The 16,324-nt window shown below is 36.5% G+C and carries 22 protein-coding genes and 1 pseudogene; 11 read left to right on the plus strand and 12 right to left on the minus strand.

What is annotated here, in order from left to right; all coding sequences use genetic code 11:
- Nucleotides 1–72 precede the first annotated feature (72 nt).
- Both MMB69_RS13735 and MMB69_RS13740 read right to left on the minus strand, forming a co-directional pair.
- Nucleotides 73–408 (minus strand): helix-turn-helix domain-containing protein, encoded by a 336-nt coding sequence (locus MMB69_RS13735; RefSeq protein WP_013056901.1) that lies wholly within the window; start codon nt 406–408, stop codon nt 73–75.
- A gap of 203 nt (nt 409–611) precedes the next feature.
- The gene (locus MMB69_RS13740; protein WP_221782995.1) at nt 612–737 is read right to left on the minus strand and encodes an anti-repressor SinI family protein; all 126 of its coding nucleotides are present in this window, start codon (nt 735–737) and stop codon (nt 612–614) included.
- A 232-nt stretch (nt 738–969) separates the two neighbouring features.
- On the opposite strand from MMB69_RS13740, the gene MMB69_RS13745 reads away from it, so the two are divergent.
- The 3 genes from MMB69_RS13745 to MMB69_RS13755 all read left to right on the plus strand — a co-directional run bounded on the left by MMB69_RS13745 (nt 970) and on the right by MMB69_RS13755 (nt 3,935).
- Entirely contained in the window at nt 970–2,523 is a 1,554-nt protein-coding gene (locus MMB69_RS13745) for an alpha/beta hydrolase (RefSeq protein WP_221782993.1), read from the plus strand.
- A 15-nt stretch (nt 2,524–2,538) separates the two neighbouring features.
- Complete coding sequence (locus MMB69_RS13750; protein WP_221782991.1) at nt 2,539–3,009, plus strand: DinB family protein; 471 nt, start codon at nt 2,539–2,541, stop codon at nt 3,007–3,009.
- Between the two features lie 140 nt (nt 3,010–3,149).
- Entirely contained in the window at nt 3,150–3,935 is a 786-nt protein-coding gene (locus MMB69_RS13755) for a nucleotidyltransferase domain-containing protein (protein ID WP_221782990.1), read from the plus strand.
- A gap of 64 nt (nt 3,936–3,999) precedes the next feature.
- On the opposite strand, the gene MMB69_RS13760 is transcribed toward MMB69_RS13755, so the two are convergent.
- Entirely contained in the window at nt 4,000–4,197 is a 198-nt protein-coding gene (locus MMB69_RS13760; RefSeq protein WP_014460252.1) for a hypothetical protein, read from the minus strand.
- 317 nt (nt 4,198–4,514) lie between these two features.
- Here MMB69_RS13760 and MMB69_RS27305 point away from each other — a divergent pair.
- Nucleotides 4,515–4,679: pseudogene (locus MMB69_RS27305) on the plus strand (MFS transporter); the annotation flags it as partial.
- A gap of 120 nt (nt 4,680–4,799) precedes the next feature.
- On the opposite strand, the gene MMB69_RS13770 reads toward MMB69_RS27305, so the two are convergent.
- The 3 genes from MMB69_RS13770 to MMB69_RS13780 all read right to left on the minus strand — a co-directional run bounded on the left by MMB69_RS13770 (nt 4,800) and on the right by MMB69_RS13780 (nt 6,211).
- Nucleotides 4,800–4,997: a hypothetical protein gene (locus tag MMB69_RS13770; protein ID WP_098979922.1), complete on the minus strand. Its 198-nt coding sequence runs from the start codon at nt 4,995–4,997 to the stop codon at nt 4,800–4,802.
- 115 nt (nt 4,998–5,112) lie between these two features.
- Nucleotides 5,113–5,541, minus strand: a complete 429-nt coding sequence (gene fosB, locus MMB69_RS13775) for a metallothiol transferase FosB (protein WP_221782988.1) — start codon at nt 5,539–5,541, stop codon at nt 5,113–5,115.
- A gap of 58 nt (nt 5,542–5,599) precedes the next feature.
- Entirely contained in the window at nt 5,600–6,211 is a 612-nt protein-coding gene (locus MMB69_RS13780; RefSeq protein ID WP_221782986.1) for a LysE/ArgO family amino acid transporter, read from the minus strand.
- Nucleotides 6,212–6,314: 103 nt separating this feature from the next.
- Between MMB69_RS13780 and MMB69_RS13785 the strand changes: the two genes are divergently transcribed.
- Nucleotides 6,315–7,757 carry an aminotransferase-like domain-containing protein gene (locus MMB69_RS13785; RefSeq protein WP_221782985.1) on the plus strand — a complete coding sequence of 481 codons (1,443 nt, stop codon included), beginning with the start codon at nt 6,315–6,317 and terminating at the stop codon, nt 7,755–7,757.
- Here MMB69_RS13785 and MMB69_RS13790 read toward each other — a convergent pair.
- From MMB69_RS13790 to MMB69_RS13800, 3 genes are read right to left on the minus strand one after another with little or no spacing between them, the layout of a single operon-like run.
- Nucleotides 7,748–8,824: a HAMP domain-containing sensor histidine kinase gene (locus tag MMB69_RS13790; protein WP_221782983.1), complete on the minus strand. Its 1,077-nt coding sequence runs from the start codon at nt 8,822–8,824 to the stop codon at nt 7,748–7,750. The genes MMB69_RS13785 and MMB69_RS13790 overlap by 10 nt on opposite strands.
- Nucleotides 8,821–9,501, minus strand: a complete 681-nt coding sequence (locus MMB69_RS13795; RefSeq protein ID WP_221782981.1) for a response regulator transcription factor — start codon at nt 9,499–9,501, stop codon at nt 8,821–8,823. The genes MMB69_RS13790 and MMB69_RS13795 overlap by 4 nt, the downstream gene beginning before the upstream one ends.
- An 11-nt stretch (nt 9,502–9,512) precedes the next feature.
- Complete coding sequence (locus MMB69_RS13800) at nt 9,513–10,076, minus strand: class I SAM-dependent methyltransferase (protein ID WP_221782979.1); 564 nt, start codon at nt 10,074–10,076, stop codon at nt 9,513–9,515.
- Between the two features lie 233 nt (nt 10,077–10,309).
- Here MMB69_RS13800 and MMB69_RS13805 point away from each other — a divergent pair, with 233 nt between their 5' ends.
- Nucleotides 10,310–10,444, plus strand: coding sequence for a hypothetical protein (locus MMB69_RS13805; RefSeq protein ID WP_260506605.1), 135 nt, complete (start codon nt 10,310–10,312; stop codon nt 10,442–10,444).
- Between the two features lie 83 nt (nt 10,445–10,527).
- Here MMB69_RS13805 and MMB69_RS13810 read toward each other — a convergent pair whose 3' ends face one another.
- The gene (locus MMB69_RS13810) at nt 10,528–11,247 is read right to left on the minus strand and encodes an SDR family NAD(P)-dependent oxidoreductase (RefSeq protein ID WP_221782977.1); all 720 of its coding nucleotides are present in this window, start codon (nt 11,245–11,247) and stop codon (nt 10,528–10,530) included.
- Nucleotides 11,248–11,444: 197 nt separating this feature from the next.
- On the opposite strand from MMB69_RS13810, the gene MMB69_RS13815 reads away from it, so the two are divergent.
- Nucleotides 11,445–12,071, plus strand: coding sequence for an FMN-dependent NADH-azoreductase (locus MMB69_RS13815; protein WP_028413489.1), 627 nt, complete (start codon nt 11,445–11,447; stop codon nt 12,069–12,071).
- Between the two features lie 66 nt (nt 12,072–12,137).
- Nucleotides 12,138–12,350, plus strand: a complete 213-nt coding sequence (locus MMB69_RS13820; RefSeq protein WP_165635933.1) for a hypothetical protein — start codon at nt 12,138–12,140, stop codon at nt 12,348–12,350.
- Nucleotides 12,351–12,429: 79 nt separating this feature from the next.
- On the opposite strand, the gene MMB69_RS13825 is transcribed toward MMB69_RS13820, so the two are convergent.
- The gene (locus MMB69_RS13825; RefSeq protein ID WP_221782975.1) at nt 12,430–13,197 is read right to left on the minus strand and encodes a TrmB family transcriptional regulator; all 768 of its coding nucleotides are present in this window, start codon (nt 13,195–13,197) and stop codon (nt 12,430–12,432) included.
- 122 nt (nt 13,198–13,319) lie between these two features.
- Here MMB69_RS13825 and MMB69_RS13830 point away from each other — a divergent pair, with 122 nt between their 5' ends.
- The 3 genes from MMB69_RS13830 (at nt 13,320) to MMB69_RS13840 (ending at nt 15,916) form a co-directional block, all read left to right on the plus strand.
- Nucleotides 13,320–14,093: a sulfite exporter TauE/SafE family protein gene (locus MMB69_RS13830; protein WP_013056888.1), complete on the plus strand. Its 774-nt coding sequence runs from the start codon at nt 13,320–13,322 to the stop codon at nt 14,091–14,093.
- A 164-nt stretch (nt 14,094–14,257) separates the two neighbouring features.
- Nucleotides 14,258–14,923, plus strand: a complete 666-nt coding sequence (locus tag MMB69_RS13835) for a hypothetical protein (protein ID WP_264409122.1) — start codon at nt 14,258–14,260, stop codon at nt 14,921–14,923.
- Between the two features lie 102 nt (nt 14,924–15,025).
- Entirely contained in the window at nt 15,026–15,916 is an 891-nt protein-coding gene (locus MMB69_RS13840) for a PhzF family phenazine biosynthesis isomerase (protein ID WP_221782971.1), read from the plus strand.
- A gap of 40 nt (nt 15,917–15,956) precedes the next feature.
- Here MMB69_RS13840 and MMB69_RS13845 read toward each other — a convergent pair whose 3' ends face one another.
- Nucleotides 15,957–16,235: a hypothetical protein gene (locus MMB69_RS13845; protein WP_223260155.1), complete on the minus strand. Its 279-nt coding sequence runs from the start codon at nt 16,233–16,235 to the stop codon at nt 15,957–15,959.
- Nucleotides 16,236–16,324: the final 89 nt, after the last annotated feature.

Here is a 16,324-nt window from a genome sequence, read left to right on the forward strand (position 1 = left end):
ATCTCTTTTTTACAATCATGATTTTTCAGCAGTTGTTCTATGTAAGTTCTCTTTTATGTATATTCCGCGAAGTTAATCTTGCTTTGCCCGCTGCCATTTTTGAAATTCAAGAAATTGTTTAAACTGCTCTTTGCTTATTCCTGACTCCGCTGCTTCTTTTGCTAACTCAAGCCACTCATCATCAATATCCAACGATTCAGATTTATCCATAGGCTCATGAATCAATCTATCAATACTGACGTTCAATGAGGTAGAAATTTTGTTTAGAAATTGAATAGATGGGTTGAGCTGAATTCCTCTTTCTACTGAAGATATGTACGATTTAGCAACACCCGCTCGGTTTGCAAGTTCTGTTAGCGATATTCCCTGTTTCGTTCTGAGATCTCGAATACGTTGGCCAATTGTCATTATAATCACCCTTACTAATGCTTACTTATCGATAATAATACCATAATTTCACTTTACCGTGCATTATAAATAAACGTTCTTACCATAAAGAGGTGATTATACATCTAAAAAAGGGTGATTATGCATCTAGTGAAAATAGCTTGAGGCTGGTTATAAAGGTTATCTATACTTGGGAACGATTTATTCCCTTATCATTGTATCGGCTAAACATTTGAACTAATGCTTTGTAAAAATTGTCTAACTTCCTCGATGCTTATACCTGTTTCTTTTGCTTCCATTATGAGCATAACCCATTCTAAGTCTAACGTATTTTCATCTTTAAAATTCATAATTCTCCTCCTTTCTTCTTTTTTCGAAATTGATAACGTTTTCTTTTTTCTGTTTTTGGGCATTCTCCCTTATTTCTCACTATGGTTTTACAGTATAATGGATATTACTAGAACATTAGACATTTTTTAATTACTAAAAAGCACCCATTTTTTTGAAATTTTTGTCTATTCTTATCATAATAATTTTACCGTTACACAAACGCTACAGTTAGACACTAGGAGGATTGTTTTTATGCCTTTTCTGCATACGGCGACAGAAAAAATTTACTATGAAGTTCATTCGCCCGTATTCACTGATAAGACAAAAACCATTGTGATGGTTCATTCTGTTATCACTGATCATACGCTTTTTGATTCCATTACTGCGGAATTAAACCAACATCATCGTGTTATTCAATACGATTTGAGAGAAACAGGCAATAGTACCTCTACTGCAGGGAATTTGTCGTTTGAGGCTCATATTGAAGATCTTTTCCTCTTATTACATACGTTAAATATAAAAAAATGTTATTTTTTAGGAGTGGGATTTGGAGGTCAAATTGCCGTTAAATTTGCTGCCCGCTACGAATTTCTTATTGAAGGACTGATACTATTGTCTCTTCCTTTATATTCAGACAGCACCCTTCAAAAGATTAAGAGATGTTACAACGAAGAAAGTAAAAACCAAATACCGGTAGATAAAATTTTCGAACTAGGAAAACTAGAGAGTTTAGAACCTACAAACATACAACAGATAATTGAAAGACTAAAAAAAATGGATCCCGGGATATATTTCCGCTTTCTTAAACTATCTATTACAGACAATCTATTTCAAGAGTTGACTAGTATTTCACTTCCTGTACTCACTTTATCTGGCCAAAATGATTTGCTGTTTTCATCTCAGTATCTGATTTCAAAAACGATGTTTTTAAAAAACTACAGTCATATGACCATACCTAACGCACACTCTTTATTTCTAGTAAAAGAAAAAACAGCTTTAATCAGAGAAATCATCATAGATTTTATTAAAAGTAATACACAACAACTGCCTTCTTTAAAGAATGATCCTATGAAAATACTTAAGAACTGGGAAAGTGACACAGCTATAGATATACAAAAAGATTTTCATGCACATACACCCTCTCTTAAAGTAGATTTTTTGTACTCTTTTTCAGTCTATGTAAATGGCCAGCTTATTACAGAAGGCTGGAATAAACGTTTTGCTCAAGAAATTTTACTATATCTTATTTTTCATCATTCTATTAGCAGAGAACAGCTATGCGAAGCGCTGTGGCCCGAAATGCCTTTAAGCAACGCCAAAAAGAATTTACGCGTCTACTTGTCTCATTTAAAAAAATTATTGAACGCAGAAAATTCAGAGCCGGTTTTACTTGTTAACAGGCAGCTCATTTCTTTAAATGCAGATGTGTCAAGCGATGGATTAGATTTACTAACTGACCTTCAGTGGATAACCGAACAGTCTGACCCAGCGCTGAAATTCAAGGAAGCTGAACAGCGACTGCATCAATTAGTTCCTCATTATTTAACAACGATTTATGACGATTGGTTCCTTGATATCCGAGTGAAAATAGAGATTATTCTTCTTGATCTATTAATCTGGATGAAAGAATGGCTTTGTGAAAATGGAAAAGTTTCAAAAGCCGTATTTCTACTCATTAAATTTATTGATTTAGTAGAAGAAAAGGAATTCATTTATGATGAAATTGTCGATTGCTATATCAAGCTCGATAACAATGAAAAATCAGCGTACTGGCTCGATCAAAAACTGCGGTATTTAGTTGAATAAAAAGGATGTGAATACATGAATTCATACTGTAAGATGGTGTTTAATCAAATACACGTCAACATCCATTCTGTAACCGCAATCATTGATGAGGTTACAGAAGAAGAGCTTGCTTATCGTCCCCTCCCTCACAAGCGGTCTATTCAAGAGCTGCTGCAGCATTTATGTCTCATTTGTAGTGCAGACTATTATATTTCCTTAGGCTACTCTGCAGATAAAATGAATGACTTTTATCTGCAGCATCCAGCTTATACAAAGCTTGAACTCAAAACAGCTTTAATAGATGGCTTCAATCAGCTAAAAGCGGCCTACTCTTCTTTTGACGAACGAAAGCTATTTTCAACGCAGACATCCTATTGGGGATGTACGTATACGCGCTTTGAATGGCTGCTTGAAATTCAGTCTCATTTATATCATCACCGTGCAGAACTGTATACACTTCTAACCTGTTACCGCAGAAACGGACTCGATGTAGTGCTTTTTGAGTGATATAATTTTTTACTCTCTATATTTTCATAGCTTTTTAGAGGCCTACCTAAAGGAAGCTTCTTTTATTTATTTACCATTTTCCATCCATTATGAAATATAATTTGTATATAGAAAGCATTAAAAGAAAATGAGGTTGGGTTATGAAAGAAACAATCGTTGCAGCTTTAAAGAAAATTGAAGAAGATTACGATGTAAAAGTATTATACGCTTGTGAATCTGGAAGTAGAGCGTGGGACTTTCCATCTAAAGATAGCGATTATGATGTTAGATTTATTTATATTCATAAGAGGAATAAATATTTAAGCATTGATCCAATCGGTGTAGGTAAAAAGCGAGATGTAATAGAGCTACCTATTAATGATCTCTTAGATGTTAGCGGCTGGGACTTAACTAAGACGTTAAAACTTTTTAGAAAGTCAAACCCACCTTTACTAGAATGGATGCAATCAAACATTGTATATTACAAGGCGTATTCAACATTTGATAAAATGAAAGAACTACATTCTAACATCTTTACTCCTACTTCTTGTATATATCACTATTTAAATATGGCTAGAAATAACTTTAGAGAGTATTTGCAAGGTGATGAAGTAAAAATTAAAAAATATTTTTACGTTTTAAGACCTGTGTTAGCTGCTAAGTGGATTGAACAATATAACGAATTTCCTCCGCTAGAATTCCCTATTCTCTTAGAGAAACTGTTACCAGAAGGAGAATTAAAAGAAGAGGTTAGCAAGCTGTTAAAGCGGAAAATTAGTGGGGATGAGTTAGATTTAGAACCACGCATCAATGTTATTAATGAATTTTTAAACTTAGAAATTGACCGTTTAGACAAATACGTCAGAACTTTATCTGTAGAATTAGATGACCCTACATATGAATTAGATCAATTGTTTAGAGATACTCTAGACGAAGTTTGGAACTAAGTATAAAACAAAAAGGCTTATCCCTAATGCAAGTAGCAGCGGATAAGCCTTTTATCTATATCTATTAAAGCGGTATATTATTATTTGTATTTTTTGTTTCATTCAAATAGTTCTCCACATATATTTGTTCTGCATCTGTAGCATTTTTAATTCCATCCTCCGGACTAAATTCAATGTTTCTCCTTATTGCTACACGATCTGCAATGTAACCCATTGCTAACAAAAACACTATACATCCGCCTGCCCACAGCCACATTGTCATTTTAATACCCCCTTTTTCTTCTTTAGTTCACCTAGCGTCGCGTAATACAGCATATATCCTCCGACTGTATATTAAATGTTTTTCCGAAAAAAGGAATTTAAATTAACATTCCCTATACTTACTATACGTTTTAGTACGAAGAAAAGTTTCAGAAAATTAAATTAATAATTTCCGAGTTGATTTTCAACAAATCTAATTATAATTTTTTATGTTTCATCCTAAATAATTTCAAAAATACAAAGTTACTGCTGACAATCTATCTACAAAGCATTCGAGGCTTTACACCGTTTTAATCCGGTCTACTATGATTGCCCGGTGCATTAATTATGATGCCGACTATGACTGCAGATATGAACCAATTACCTTAACATTTAATTTCTCACGGTACAGCTTTAAGTAGTACAATTCGTCAAGTTGCAGGTTCAATTGGTACCGCTATACTTGTTACAATTATGACTCAACAAACTACGGAACACCTCGCTAAAGCAATAACAACTTCGACTATGGATGGTAGTAACGATGCATTCTTATTTGTCTTCATAAAAATAGTACTATTTTCAAAAGAAATCTTTTATTTCTCCTGAGAATAGTACTACACTATATTAGATAACCTTTATTTTTGTTTTGATTGTATAATATGTATCTGCTACGAGTCCTACTGCAAGTCCGCTAATCATCCCGTACGGTAATACACCCGGTACATTTTGATAAAAAGTGCCGATTAACATTGCAGCTAGGATGCCGAAAAGTACGCCTATCACAATATGCGAACCAAACTTCACCTGTTTTGCGGTATACATTCTTCCTCCTCCTCACTTTTTTTCCATTATATCACAACAGAATCGTTTATTTAATGATAACTGAGCGAGGAATGCGAATGTAATAAAACTGTAACCTTATATAACTATTTTAATACTACTCTTTTGGCGAATAAAATGTCATATGAGGCTTTTCTTCTTGGTAATACGCTAAACGATCTTGGAGCGTACCGGTATGGAATTCAAATTTATGACCGTCAGGATCCGTAAAATAAATAGATTTTTTGTCTCTCTCGTCACGATTTCTTCCAGGTAAGATATTTACATTATGCTGTTTTAACAGCTCTTTTGCTTGGTCAAAGCTTTCAATGGAAATAGAAAATGCTAAATGAGTATACGAATACTGAATTTCTGATCTAGGAATACTTTTTTCTTCGTTTAACGCCAGCCACAGTCCATTCAGACTAAAGTAAGCGGTGGACTTTCCTTTTACTAAAAGTTCCGCTCCTAGCACTTTCTGATAAAATGTGATAGATTGTTCTAAATTTGACACAGAAAAGCACATATGATTAATTCCTTGAATCATCTTTACCCCTCGCTTTCTAGAAAAAAAGTATTACATAACTTTCCTTTTAGCATCTATTTTACTGAAAAAACATACTTTTTGCCATGTAAAGAGCTACTCCCCAAATCATACATGCAGAAGCCTTATTCACCCAAATCATTATTTTCCCATTCGAATCCATTTTTCCTACTGCTTTTCCTGCAAAAGCTAAGGATAAAAACCATATCCACGAAACGGATATCGTAACGAGCGTAAAAATCCATTTTTCTTTTCCGCTGTACAGCAGAGAATTTGTTCCGATTACGCCCATAATATCCATCAGCGCGTGGGGATTTAGCAGAGATACAGAAGCAGCAAATAAAATTTGTGCTTTTAGCGTCATCCCTTCCTTTAATGACGTTTTTGAAGGTTCGCTCTTCCACGTCACAAAGCCCATATACGCTAAAAAAAGAAGACCTATTCCAAAAATAAGCGTTTGAAAAAATGAAAAAGCCGCGGCTGCTGCTGAAACTCCCAGCACTGCTACTAGAATTAAAATCGTATCACAAACAGAAGCCGTTACCACTACGGGAAGCGCCTGTTTGATTGTTCGTTGATTTGCTCCTTGGTTAAAAACAAACACATTTTGTACCCCTAACGGTAAAATCAAACCGAATGCTAACAACAAAGCATGTATAACCACTGTAAACATGTTGCTCTCTCCTTTCTCTTTTATCCTACAATTGACATCCCCTGTTGTCTCCATCCAAGTTTTGATTTATAATACCAACCAAATTATAAAAAGGTGGTCTCACATGAACTGGACTCCAAATCCGGCTGATAAAAAGCCAATGCACAAACAAATTCAAGAATATATGAAAGAGAAAATCATAAATGGAGAGTGGCCTATTGGAACTAAAATTCCTTCGCAGCGCCATTTAGCTGCTAGCTTTTCTGTAAATAGAAGCACGGTGGTGACAGCAACCGAAAACTTAATTGCTGAAGGATTGCTCAGCGGAAACAAAGGCGGTGGCACCAAGGTCATTAACAATACGTGGAGCTTACTAGCATCAGGTTCTCACATGAACTGGAATTCGTATGTAGAAGCAGGAATATACCAACCAAATTCTCCCACTATCCGCCATATTAACGAAGCTGAATTTCAACCGGGCATTATTCGTTTAGGAACTGGAGAGTTAGCACCTGACCTGCTTCCTTCCCCTCAGCTTTCGGAACTATTTAGCGGAATTAACCATGGAAGCGTACATTTGGGCTACGAGCACCCAAGAGGAAATGATGAGCTCAGACAAGAGTTAGTGAATCATGTAAAAAAACGAGGCATTGAAACGTCTCCTTCATCTATTTTAATTGTATCCGGTTCACTTCAAGCCCTTCAGTTAATTTCAATCGGCCTGCTGCCTCCAGGTGCCAATATATTAGCTGAAAAGCCTTCTTATCTTTATTCTCTACCATTATTTCAGTCCGCACAAATGAAAATAACGGGCGTTTCATTAGATGAAGAAGGAATGCATTTAGCTTCATTAAAAGACCAGCACGAAAAAGAAAAAGGCACAGCTTTATATACAATACCGAACTTTCATAACCCCACCAATGTAACGATGAGTGAACAAAGGCGCCAAGCACTGCTTCGCCAGTGTGAAAGAATGCATTTGCCTATTATTGAAGATGATGCTTACGGAGAGCTTTGGTTCCATTCACCGCCTCCGCTTTCATTAAAAGCTCAAGATAAAAATGGAATGGTTCTTTATTTAGGAACGTTCTCTAAAACATTCAGTCCGGGATTTCGAATTGGATGGATTGTAGGGCCTGAACATGTAATTGAGCGATTAGCTGACCTTAAAATGCAAGTTGACTACGGAGCCAGTTCCTTATCTCAATGGGCCGCTGCTGAAGCTCTCAAAACCGGAATTTATGACAAGCATGTGGCCAGCGTACGCTATAAATTAAAAGAAAAATCTCAGCAAACACTGGCTATTCTAGAGAAGTATTTGAAGAATCTCGCTGTGTGGAATGCTCCGAGCGGAGGTTTTTATTTTTGGCTTACGCTGCATAAGCCTGTTTCGATGCGGAAGTTATTTAAGCACTGTCTCGACGAAGGAGTTCTTTTAAATCCAGGCGCATTGTATGACCATGAGACATCACAGCATATCAGAATATCTTTTTCTTATGCGACGCTTGCAGAATTTGAATACGGCATCAAAATAGTCGCAAAAAGCCTTAAGAATCTTTACAAGTGATTCTTAAGGCTTTCTTGTGTTAACGGCAGCTTTATCAAAAAAGTGAGCTTATTATGCTGACGCTCTGCTCGTATCTTCCCTTGATGCAGCTGAATGATTTGTTTTGCAATAGCCAGTCCTAAACCTGAACCATTCGCGTCCGTTCTTGATTCATCACCTCGATAAAATCGATCAAATAACTTTTCTACCTCAATTTTTTCACTGATGTTAATGCTGTTCCTAAAGGAAATTACCAACGAATCCTCATCAATTTCCTGATTCACCTCTAATACGGAAGGCTTTTTGCTGTATTTCTTGACATTTTCAAGCAAATTTTGAAATACTCTTACCATTTTTTCCACATCAATAAATGCATTCCATTCACAAGCAAAGTTAGTCTGAACATCAATGCCTTCTCTTGTTAAAATTGGCTCGTACTCTCCTATTACCTGTTGAAGCAAACGTTTCATATCGACCTCATTTCGTTGAAGCTGAAGATCAGGACTCGTTAATTTTGTATAGTCAAACAATTCTTCTATTAAATCAGTTAAGTATTTTGCTTTTGAATCAACAATGGATAAGTAGCTATCTAATGTTTCATCATCCATACTTTCTCTTTTTTTGATTAAATCTAGGTATCCAACGATGGATGTTAACGGCGTACGCAAATCGTGAGATACACTGGATATTAGCTCATTTTTCACTTGCTCCAGCTCTCGTTCACGATCAAATTTTGTACGAAGCTGCGCAGACATTTTGTTAATATTTTGACTTAGCTCAGCCAGTTCATCTTTTCCTCGCACATGGATGGTTGCGCCTAAATCTCCATTTGATATTTTTTGAACTTGTTTAGAGATTTCTTTCAGATAACGAATATGGGAACGAATAAGTATTAAAAAAACCAAAACAAAGATTACAACAGCAATAAAAATAAGCCCAAATGCCAATAAATTATATGCAGAAACATTCATGTTCTCTTCTTGTATATACCTGCTCAAAACAAGCCTAGCAATTAAAATAAAAATTAAATTGGTAGCCAAAAAACTTATAATGATAGCAAAAAGAAGTTTTACACTTATTCTTCTCATATCCTGTATCCTACGCCCCATATGGTTTTAATATAAATGGGCTTTTTGGGATTATCCTCAATTTTTTCACGGATTTTTGTGATATGGACCATTACAGTATTATCGGATTTAAACGCGTCTTCTTGCCACACTGCTTCATATATTTTCCCCATGCTCATCACTGTTCCTTTGTTGCGTGCCAGCAGCTCTAAAATATCAAACTCTTTTGGCGTTAAACGAATCTCTTGGCCGCGTACAAAGACGAGACGGGTACTGCGGTTGATTTCCAAATCGCCGATTTGAATAATTTCACGCTCAGTACGTTCATTGTATTTTTTATAACGTCTAATTTGTGATTTGACTCGTGCGATGAGCTCGAGTGGGTTAAATGGTTTCGTTAAGTAATCATCTGCGCCTGCTGTTAGACCAGAAATTTTGTCCATATCTTCTGACTTAGCCGAAAGCATAATAATGGGCATATTTTTTTCTTCACGTATTTTAAAAGCAGCGTCGATTCCATTCATCTGCGGCATCATAATATCTAATATAATTAAATCTACTTCTTGTTCTTCTAAAAGCGCCAAGCCAGATACAGCATTAGAAACTTTCAGCGCTTCAAATCCTTCATTTTCTAAGTAAATAGCAATTAAATTACGAATTTGCTCATCGTCATCTATAATTAAAATTCTGTCTTTCATGTACAAACTCCTTATATCTCATTCTTTTCGCATGTAAAAATGTATGCGGGAGGAACGTTTCTCCACTCTTTTTCAACTTTAATGTGCGGGAAAAACGAGCGGATCAGCTGTTTTTTTAAATTCGTATACTGAAACGTAATAAATTTCCCTTCATCGGCTAATACGCTGCGCGTGTTTTGCAAGATACAGTCCGACACTTCAGACGTTAAAGAAGCAAAAGGAAGACCTGATAGTACGTAATCCACTTTTGGAATATCGTACTGTATCAAGTACTTTTGAACATGTTCAGCGGATCCGTGTATCACATACACATTTTTTTCATTCCTTACTTGTTCCTTTACTTTTTCGTAAAAATGCCGATTGTATTCGATAAGAAGCAAAGTTGTCTGAGTGCTTCGTCTTCTTATTAATTCACGGGTGAAAACTCCGGTTCCTGGCCCGTACTCTACTATACAGGCTGCATGTTCAAAATCAATCCCTTTTACCATTTTTTCCGCTAAGTGCGTAGAGCTTGGCAAAAGTGCTCCTACCGTTCGCGGCTGGTGAAAATATTGATACATAAAAGCTAAATTCATTTTCTATTCCTTCTTTCTACTCTTTCTTTCTAGAATAGAAAAAAAATCTAAAGAAACGTTAAGTAAATTTCTTAAGAATTCTTAAGAAAACAAAAAGGAGGATGGGACAAACGTATTTTAGTTGAAGGAAGATCCGAACTATGAATTAAAATCCTTTATTGAGAATTAAGTGCATTCGAATTTTTCATGGTGATAGTGAACGTAGGTTTCATGTATGTAGGTGCTTCTAGCTATTGATTGGAGGGAAAGGCGAAGACTCCTGCGGGAAAAGCGGAACAGATGAGACCCCACAGGAGCGCAAGCGACGAGGAGGCTCATCGGCCGCCCGCGGAAAGCGAAGTCTGGCACGGAGATCAACAGCGGTATAACAAGCGCCATACTGAATTATTTATCCCATTTGTTCGTCTTTGGATTGATGTAGTTAATGTCTCCATTCCTTTTGAAAGAGTATTCACCGTAAATAACATCCGCTATTTAAATCGAAAGTGGCTCCTGTATAATGTTTTGCTTGAGGGCTCAGTAAAAAAAGAACCGTATCTGCCACGTCTTGAGGCGTAACAAAGCTTGGAATCAGCTGATGAGCGATGTATTCATTTTTGCGCCACTCTGGAATATTTTTCATCATATCGGTATTTACCATTGTAGGTGCTACGGCGTTCACCCGGATATAAGGAGAAAAATTCATCGCACAGCTCTTGGTTAATCCTAGTATTGCTGCTTTAGACATTCCATATATAGCATCGGAGCTTCCTTCCATTCCTGACACGGAGGATATATTAATAATCGCTCCTTCCGTTTCTTTTTTCATTAATAATTCGCCGAAGTACTTGGAAAAATAAATATATCCTTTAATATTAATGTCCATCACAAAATCTATTTCGTTTTCTTCATAGTCCAATAAATTTTTTCCTAAATATACGCCCGCATTATTAACTAACCCATACAAATTTTTATCTTTTATTTGATAAAAAAGATCTTTTACATCGTTTCCTTTTTTAACATCTACTACGTGTGTTTCAATATGGCCCTTTGTATCTTCAGCTAGCTGTTTCAAAGCTCCATCGTTAATATCACAAGCAATAACTGAATAGCCCTTCGACACACACTCTTTTACAATTTCTTTGCCAATTCCAGAACCTGCACCCGTAACGATTATCCATTTTTCTGTCATCTCGACACCTCTTATTTACTTCTGTTAGACATACTTGTTATGAGAATATTCAAATATTTATTATACCATTATTTTCTATATAGATATCCCTTTCTTGCATTCTTTTTTAGCTTACCTGACAAAGCGCGTATAGTTTTTTATGAGAGTGATAACGATAAGACAGTACATTATTTCAAACAAGAAAGAGATGATAAGACGTGGCAAAAGTACTTTATATTACAGCTCATCCTCACGATGAGTCTCAATCATTCAGTATGGCAACTGGAAAAGCATTTATCGATGCTTACAAAGAGCACAATTCAAGTGACGAAGTTGTACATATTGACCTTTATAAAGAAAATATCCCTCATATTGATGCGGATGTATTTAGCGGCTGGGGCAAACTTCAGTCTGGCTCGGAACTCTCTTCTCACGAACAAGAAAAGGTCAATCGCCTTGCAGAACTGAGCGAACAGTTTGTAGGAGCGGACAAATATGTTTTTGTAACGCCTATGTGGAACTTTTCGTTTCCGCCTGTTATGAAAGCTTATTTAGACTCTGTAGCCGTAGCAGGTAAGTCATTTAAATACACGGCAGAAGGTCCGGTTGGGCTATTGACGGATAAAAAAGCGCTTCACATTCAAGCGCGCGGAGGCATTTATTCTGAAGGCCCTGCAGCTGATATGGAAATGGGGCATCGTTATATTGGGATTATGATGAATTTCTTCGGAGTACCTTCGTTAGACGGTATTTTTGTGGAAGGGCATAACGCAATGCCAGATAAAGCCCAAGAAATTAAAGAAAAAGGAATAGCAGAAGCAAAAAAACTTGCCCAAACTTTTTAATATAAAGAGGCTGTAACAAAAATGTTTTAATTGAAGGAAGATCCGAACGAGGACTCGAGACTCTTAATGGAACATCAACTTTGTTCGGATTTTTCTGTTGGTAAGGTGAACGTAGCTTTCATGCATGGTGGCTGCTTCCAGCAGTTAATTGGAGGGCAAGGCGAAGACTCCTGCGGGAAAAGTGGAACAGATGAGACCCCACAGGCGCGTAAGCGACGAGGAGGCTCATCGGCCGCCCGCGGAAAGCGAAGCCTTGCACGGAAATTAACTGCGATGTAACAAGCTATTCATACTAGATCATTTACCTCGTTTGTTCGTCTTTAGATGGAAGTGATTTCGTTATGTCTAAGTCTCTTTTCTACGCAAAAAAATTTTCTCTTTCCTTTTCGATCCACCTGTCCATTTCTCTATCACTTTTTTCTACAAGTCTGTTAACGAGAATATCATGCCAAATATAATTTTCAAGTAAATTAATGTTGACTGCGTTATTTGTATAGTACGCCATTTCTTTGTGACCATAAATCATTTCACTGCTGTCAACAGATATAATAAACCAGTTTTGATTCCCAATGTTTTCGGTATAGCTTGTATGACGGTGCCGGTCAAATTCCTCCATCGCTTCATCTTGTTCAAACACAATTCCTTTTAGTGTGACACTCTCCCTTAGCTGTAATAAAAGAGGCTTCAACTCATTATAAATATCGGGCCAAAGCGAGATGACAATTTTATTTTTTGCTTTTAACAATAGCGACTCACAAAAAGCAAGAATGGCTGTTTCTCCTTTCATCGTCATAACCCGGCTTTCTTCTACAGACTCTGCAGTTTCAAGACGTTTAAGCGTTTCGCTAACGTCTTCATACGTTTCGTTCCATTTTTTTTGCAGCGAATGCAAAAAAGCATCGACGGGCAACGATGTGTACTGGGTGCCATCATTACTCTCTTCTTTTAACACCATGCCTTTTTCCTCTAGTGTTTGTAAAATATCGTATACACGCGCTCTTGGCACACCTGAATGTTTACTAATGCTATAAGCAGTGGAAGATCCTTTTTTGACAAGCGTCACATATACCTTTGATTCATACTGATTAAATCCAAGCGACTGCAGCTGTTGAATAATATTTTCCATAAAGGAAACCTCCCTGTTTTTTAAGTTATTTGAAATTTTCATCATTTACATATTTACAACTGCTTTTTATATAGTTACTATTTAAGTAGTCACTATATATTATGACATGAGGAAGGTGCTTTATGGAAGAATTAAGTTTACAGATTGTTCTTTTGCTTTTACTCTTTGGTTTTTTAGCTGCGTTCATCGACTCTGTAGTTGGCGGAGGCGGTTTAATTTCAACGCCTGCCCTTTTATTTTTAGGCCTGCCTCCCGCTGCTGCCTTAGCTACAAATAAATTAGCTGGAACGATGGGCGTATTAACGAGTACCATTCGATTTGTCAAATCCGGAAAAGTCGATTTTCGCGTTGTAGGTAAATGGTTTCCTTTTGTATTTATTGGCTCTTTAGGAGGTTCAATCACGGTTCATTTTCTATCCTCTGCTTTTTTGAAACCTGTTATTTTGATTCTCCTTGTTTTAGTTGCTATTTATACAATCTTCAAAAAAAACTGGGGCACTACGTCCACGTATAAGCCGCTGTCTATTAAGAAACTTATTTTCTTTACTGCACTTATTTTTATTATTGGCTTTTACGATGGATTTTTAGGAGCAGGCACAGGTTCATTTATTTTATTCGCTTTTTTATTTATGGGATTTGATTTCCTGCAGTCAGCAGGCAGCGCAAAATTTTTAAATTTCGGCAGTAATTTAGGTGCTTTGCTTGTATTTTTATATTTTGATTCTGTTGTATTTTCTTACGGATTAATTATGGGGTTTGCGATGATCGTTGGTTCTTTCGTTGGATCAAACGTCGCTCTATCAAAAGGCGTGACGTACGTCCGAACGCTTTTTATTCTTGTCACTTTAAGCCTTATTAGCAAAAACATATTCGACTATGTAAATCAGTACAAATAGATCAATGGTTTCTTTAGAACTATAACAATGAACCTATATATCTATTAGATTAATAAAACCACCTCTTACTATTTTCTTATTTTTGGGTAAATGTGTAAAAAAACACTAAAATTGTTGTATACTGGTCCATGTTGTTTTACATAATTTAGAAATATTATATAGAGGTGAACATTTTGTTTAAGAAATTCAGATTTTTATGGTTTATTTTGCTGATTTTTGCACTTATTTTTGTCAAAAATACGTTCTTTTCTTCTTCAGAGAACGCCGCTGAGACTCTAGCAACGTCAGATGTTCCACAAGCCGCAGCTACTTTCAAAGAGGGAAACAATCAGCAGGACGGAGTCATTATTCAAAAATATCGCAAACAGCTAGATGCAGCACAGAAAAAAAACGACGAAAAAGCTACTAAAGAAATACAAGAAAAAATTTATGAAGACGGAAGACAGGCGGCACTAAACTTTTTACCGCGCAATAAATTTCAAAGAGCTTTTTCTCAGCCTTCTAAAAAATCGGCCGATGACATTTATAACTTTCTAATTGCCCAAGTAGGATTTGGAGGATATGATTCTCTTTATCAAGAAGCAATAGCCGCAAAAAAAGAAGCAGCTTCTTCTACTGATGAATTAAATATGGGTGGCATTCAAGCTAAAACCGCTGCACTTACATACGGCACACTAGCACAAAGAGAGCAGCTGCTTGTTACAAGTCTTGCCTATGACTTAAGCAGCGTGGGCGTCATTTCTTCCGATACAGCTAAAGGTATTGATAAAAAAGCGACTCATATGCTAGAAATTAGAAAAGAAGGAATAACTGCCGTGATGCAAGAATAGTTTTGCGAAGTGAAAAGCAGCATGTAAAAACTGCTGCTTTTTTATTCTAAATAACGGTGGTTATAGCTTTCATATAATGATATAAAAATGGAGGGGATTCTTATGAAAGAAGCGATTGTGTATCAATACGACGCGTTTAGCACGCGCCCTAATAAAGGAAATCCTGCGGGAATTGTGTTTAACGGAGATGATTTTTCGACTGAAGAAATGCAGGAGATTGCTTATCAAGCACAGTTTAACGAAACGGCTTTTATCATGAAGTCTTCCCGCGCTGATTTACGAATTCGATACTTTACGCCCGGACAAGAAGCAGATTTGTGCGGCCATGCGACTGTCGCTTCTCTTTATGCTTTACATAGTAAAAACAAACTTCAAAAGACTACATTTACAGTGGAAACAAATGCTGGAATTTTGCCTATGACTGTACAGAGCAGAAACGGACAACCTGTTATCACCATGACTCAAGCTTCTCCGCAGTTTCATCCGTTTTTAGGTTCAAAAGAAAAGCTGGCAAAAGCTCTTAATCTTCATATTGATGACCTTGATCAAAGACTTCCTATTGTATATGGAAGTACAGGAAACTGGACGCTTATTGTACCTTTAAAAAGTTTAGATGCCTGTAACAAGATGAAGCCTAATCAAGAAGATTTCCCTCATATTTTAACTGATATGCCAAAAGCATCTATTCATCCCTTTTGTTTTGAAACGATTCACTCAGAAGCTCATATGCACGGAAGACATTTCTCTTCACCATTTTCGGGTACGGTAGAAGATGCTGTAACGGGAACAGCTTCTGGCGTAATGGGCGCCTATTATGCGACGTATGTTGATCAACAGGAAAACGACCACTGGCAATTTGTAATTGAGCAAGGACAGGAAATAGATAGAGATGGCTTCGTTCATGTAGAAATTACAAAAAAAGAGAATACGTATGGTGTGGTAATCGCAGGAGAAGCTGCCTATGTAACAAAGCAAATCGTTTCTCTTTCCTAATAAAAACGTGTCCGCCTGTTTGGCGAACACGTTTTTTTGTTTAATAAATAATAGCCTGTACGCTCATTATTGTAACGGTTAAAATAAGAATCACATTCCCTATAATTAACCACGGCTTTGCGCTCCCTCTTCTACCTTTAATAGCCGTGATTAGTCCAGCAATGGGCAATAAAGCCATAATGATGACCCAAATTTTACGAAGAATGCTGGAATCCAAATAAAAACCAAACTGCATCATCGCAAATAACACGACTGTAATAAGGAAGAAAAGTGTAGGCACAGCTAAATGAATGCCTCTTGGTCTCATTGAGTAGTACACAACATCACTTTCTTTCTATGTAAAATCTTACGTAAAATAACGTTATCATTTACACAGAGTTTTGACAACTTTTTGAAGGATTTTGTCAA

This window comes from Priestia sp. P5 (genome assembly GCF_029522155.1).
In the GTDB taxonomy this organism is placed as follows: Bacteria; Bacillota; Bacilli; order Bacillales; family Bacillaceae_H; genus Priestia; species Priestia megaterium_E.